3 protein-coding genes and 1 pseudogene are annotated in these 4,572 nt (G+C 71.3%); all 4 read right to left on the reverse strand.

The genetic code is table 11. The annotated features are described in order from the left end of the window. Positions 1 to 561, reverse strand: a pseudogene (locus ABZ260_RS47155) (glycosyl transferase); the annotation flags it as partial. Positions 562 to 586: 25 nt separating this feature from the next. Next, positions 587 to 1,858 carry an activator-dependent family glycosyltransferase gene (locus tag ABZ260_RS47160; protein WP_355631438.1) on the reverse strand — a complete coding sequence of 424 codons (1,272 nt, stop codon included), beginning with the start codon at positions 1,856 to 1,858 and terminating at the stop codon, positions 587 to 589. Positions 1,859 to 1,863: 5 nt separating this feature from the next. Continuing rightward, the gene (locus ABZ260_RS47165) at positions 1,864 to 3,165 is read right to left on the reverse strand and encodes an activator-dependent family glycosyltransferase (protein WP_355631441.1); all 1,302 of its coding nucleotides are present in this window, start codon (positions 3,163 to 3,165) and stop codon (positions 1,864 to 1,866) included. 5 nt (positions 3,166 to 3,170) lie between these two features. After that, complete coding sequence (locus tag ABZ260_RS47170; protein WP_355631444.1) at positions 3,171 to 4,478, reverse strand: activator-dependent family glycosyltransferase; 1,308 nt, start codon at positions 4,476 to 4,478, stop codon at positions 3,171 to 3,173. Positions 4,479 to 4,572: the final 94 nt, after the last annotated feature.

The raw sequence follows: 4,572 nt of genomic DNA on the forward strand, positions 1-4,572 counted from the left end.
GTCGGCCAGGGGGTCGGCGCGTTCCTCGGCGGGCTGTTCGGCCTTGAGCCGCAGGAAGTGGTCGCGGGCGATGCCGAAGACGTCCAGGCACCACAGCAGGCGGGCGTGGGCGGCGCCGCAGGCCTTGGCCGCGATCGGCCCGGAGTAGGTGAAGGGCTCCCAGATGACCAGGTCGGGCTTCCAGTGCCGGGCGAAGTCGACCAGGCCCGCGATCATCGGCGCGTTCTCCGCCTTGTACCCCTCGACGATTTCGAGGTATCCGTCCAGCAGGTGACGCCACGTGGCCTTCGCCGGGTCGTCCGCGACGTCGTAGGGCGGGGACAGCCCGACCCTGGCCTTCTCCAGCTCCTCCTCGGTCACGCCGTAGATCTTGAAGAGCTTGATGATGTCGAGGTCCCGGCCGACGGGCACGGCGGTCAGCCCGGCCTGGGTGATCATGTCGGCGAACTTCGGCTGGCTGGCGACCCGGACCTCGTGGCCCGCGGTGCGCAGTGCCCAGGCCAGTGGGACCAGTGGAAGGAACGTGCTCGTTCCCGGGTTGACGGCGAACAGGATGCGCATGGTGGTGATGTCTCCCGGTCCTGCGTCAGCGGTGTTTGGCGGTGAGTTCTTCGAGCTGGGGGACGAGCTGGTTGGGGCTGGGCAGGGCGTGGATCTCGTCGCGCAGGTCGGCGGCCCGGTGCCGGAAGGCGGGTTCGTCGAGCAGCCGCAGGACGCTCTGGCGGACGGCCTGACCGGTCGCCTGGTCGGCTCGGATCACCAGGGTGGCGCCCTGTTCGGCGGCCTGCCGGGCGAAGGCGGGCCCGTCGAAGTCCCACGGCAGGGCGAGTTGCGGGATTCCGTAGAGCGCGGTGGTGAGGAAGGTGCCGAACCCCGCGTGGTTGATGACCGCCGAGCAGGTGGGCGCGAGGGCGTGCAGCGGCGCGTACGGCACGAGCCGCGCGTTGTCGGGGACGCGGCTGAGCCTGTGCCGCTCGCTCTCGGGGACCGTGGCGACGAGTTCGATGTCGAGGTCGGCGAGGGAGTCGAGGACGTCCTGCACGCTGACCGCGTAACCCGCCTTGTGGTCGGTCAGGCTGAGCCCCATCGTCAGGGCGACCCGGGGACGCTCGGGCGCGGTCCACAGCCACTTCGGTACGGCGGCGGGACCGCCGTAGGCGACGAACCGCATCGGAAGATAGGACAGGTCCGCTCGCACGCTGAGCGAGGAGGGGATCTGGTCGATGGTGAAGTGGCCGGTGGTCATGTCCTCGGTGAAGTCGAACCCGTGCTTGCGGCCGTAGGCGCCGAGCCAGTCGGCCAGGGGGTCGGCGCGTTCCTCGGCGGGCTGTTCGGCCTTGAGCCGCAGGAAGTGGTCGCGGGCGATGCCGAAGACGTCCAGGCTCCACAGCAGGCGGGCATGGGCGGCGCCGCAGGCCTTGGCGGCGATCGGCCCGGCGTAGGCCAGGGGTTCCCAGATGACCAGGTCGGGCTTCCAGTGCCGGGCGAAGTCGACCAGGCCCGCGATCATCGGCAGGCTGCCGGGCCGGTGCCAGGTGCGCAGAGCCTCGGCGTACCCGTCGGCCAGGTGCCGCCAGGTGCCCCTGGCCGGATCGTCCACGACGTCGTACGGCACGGGCAGGCCGTACGCGGGGTCCCAGGTCCAGTCGGGGATCCGGTGGTCGCGGGCCAGTAACTGCCACAGGTTGGCGTCCCGGCCGACGGGCACGGCGGTCAGCCCGGCCTGGGTGATCAGGTCGGCGAACTTCGGCTGGCTGGCGACCCGGACCTCGTGGCCCGCGGTGCGCAGTGCCCAGGCCAGCGGGACCATGGCCAGTAGATGCGCCTTCTCCGGATTGGCGACGAACAGTACACGCATGGCTCTCACCCCCTACCGATCGCGGACCCGGCGAGTGGCGCGTGCCGGTGTGCCGCGGCCAGCTCCTCAAGGTCGCCGGCCAGCTCGTTCGGCGCCGGCATGGCCAGCATCTCCTCGCGCAGCCGGGCGGCCCCGTGCCGGAACCGAGGCTCGTTCAGCAGCCGCAGCAGGCGGTCCCGGATGGTCACACCGGTGGCCTGCATGGTGTGCAGGGCAAGCCCGGCCCCCTGCGCCGCGATCCGGCGCCCCAGCGCCGGGCCGTCGCCGTCCCACGGGATGACCAGGTGCGGGACCGCGTGCAGCGCGGTGGTGGCGAGGGTGCCGAAACCGGCGTGGTGGATCACCGCCGAACAGGTGGCCGCCAGAGGGTCCAGCGGTACGAACGGCACGAGCCGGGCGTTGTCCGGGATCGAGGTGAGCCTGTCCCGCGCGGCCTCGGAGACGGTCGCGACAAGCTCGATGTCCATGTCGGCCAGCGCGTCCAGCACGTCCGGCAGGTCGACCACGTACCCCGCCCCGTGGTCGGCGGTGCTGAGCCCCATCGTCAGCGCGACCCTGGGGCGCCCCGGAGGCTCCCGCAGCCACGAAGGGACGACCGCCGCGCCGCTGTAGGGCACGTATCGCATCGGGACGTATCGCAGGTCGGCCTCCAGCCGCAGCGAGCGAGGCAGGAGGCTGATCGTGAACTGGCCGGTGACGAGCTCCTCGGAGAACTCGAAGCCGTACTTGCGGGCGTAGCCGCCGAGCCAGTCGGCGAGCGGGTCGGCCCGGTCCCCGGCGGGCTGCCGTTCCATGAGCCGCAGGTGGTGGGCACGGGTCACGGCGAGGCTGTCCACGCTGAACAGCAGGCGGGCATGGGCGGCGCCGCAGGCCTCGGCGGCGATCGCGCCGGCGTAGGTGGTGGGTTCCCAGATGACCAGGTCGGGCCGCCAGGACCGGGCGAACTCCACCAGGTCCGCGACGATCGGGACGTTGCTCATCTTGTGCCAGCGGCTGACCTGGAGCTCGTATCCGTCCTTCAGGTAGCTCCAGGTGACGTCGCCCGGATGCCACTCGGCCGCGTCGTAGGGGACCGGCAGTCCGCCGACCCCCGCCGGGAGCCAGTGCATGTGCCGGCTCATGAGCTGCCACAGGTGCCGCTCCCCGCCGACCGGTACGGCGGTCAGGCCCGCCTGGGTGATCACGTCCGTGAAGACGGGCTGGGCGGCGAAGACCACCTCGTGGCCGGCGGTGCGCAGTGCCCAGGCCAGCGGGGCCATGGCCAAGAAGTGCGTCTTCTCCGGGTAGGTGGTGAACAGGACGCGCATCGGTCTCACCCGTCGCCGCGGTGTTCGGCGACGAGCTCCTCCAGCCGGGGGACGAGCTCGTTGGGCGTCGGCATGGCGAGGAACTCCTCGCGCAACCTGGCGGCGCCCTGCACGAAGGACGGCTCGTTCAACAGCCGCAGCAGGTTCTCGCGGACGGCCGCGCCCGTCGCCTTGGCGGCGTGCACGGCCAGGCCGGCGCCCTGCGCGGCCAGACGTTCGGCCAGCGCGGGCTGGTCGACGTCCCACGGCAGCGACAGCTGGGGCAGCCCCTGCAGGGCCGTGGTGGCGAGGGTGCCCACCCCGGCGTGGTGGATGACGGCGGAGCAGGAGGCGAGCAGCGCCTGGAGCGGCACGTAGGGCACCGGGCGGATGTTGTCCGGGATCCTGGCGAGCTTCTTCTGCTCCTCCTCCACGATGGTGGCGACGATCTCGATGTCGAGATCACCCAGGGCGTCGAAGAGGTCCTGCACGTCGACCGGGTAGCCGACGGCGCGGTCGGTGACGGTGAGACCCATGGTGATGGCGACCCTGGTCCGCTCGGGCGGGGTGGACAGCCACTTCGGCACGACCGCCGGGCCGCCGTAGGGGGTGTACCGCAGCGGGAGGTAGTTCAGGTTCGCCCGCATCCGCAGCGAGGGCGGCAGCATGTCGATGGTGAACTGGCCGGTGATGAGCTCCTCGGAGAACTCGAACCCGTACTTGCGGGCGTAGGAGCCGAGCCAGTCGGCCATCGGGTCGGCGCGGTCGTCCTTCGGGCGTTCGGCCGTGAGCCGCAGGAAGTGGTCGCGGGTGATGCCGTAGACGTCCGCGCCGATGAGCAGGCGGGCGTGCGCGGCACCGCAGGCCTTGGCGGCGATCGCGCCGGCGTAGGTGGTGGGTTCCCAGACGACCAGGTCGGGCTGCCAGCTCTGGGCGAACTCCACCAGGCTGCTGATCATGGGGACGTTGCTCTGCTTGTGCCACTGGCCGATCTGCAGCTCGTAGCCGTTGCGGAGGTAGTCCCAGTCGACGTCCTCGGGCTCCCACTCCGCCGCCGCGTACGGGGTGGGCCAGCCCACCTCCTTGCTGCCGGTCCACTCCTCCGTCCACTCCTTCTTGGCGTGGGCCATCTCCTTGAGGCGGCCGAGGTACTGCCACAGGTCGCGGTCGGTGCCGATGGGCACGGCGGTCAGGCCGGCCTGGGTGACGACGTCGGCGAACTTGGGCTGGACCGCGACGCGCACCTCGTGGCCGGCGGTACGCAACGCCCAGGCCAGCGGGGCCAGCAGCAGGAAGTGCGTCCGTTCTGGATATGTGGTGAACAGGATGCGCATGGTGGTGTCTCCTGGTCGGGCGTCAGCGGTGTTTGGCGGTGAGTTCTTCGAGCTGGGGGATGAGCTGGTTGGGGCTGGGCAGGGCGTGGATCTC

Source organism: Streptosporangium sp. NPDC006013 (assembly GCF_040614275.1).
Classification (GTDB): domain Bacteria; phylum Actinomycetota; class Actinomycetes; order Streptosporangiales; family Streptosporangiaceae; genus Streptosporangium.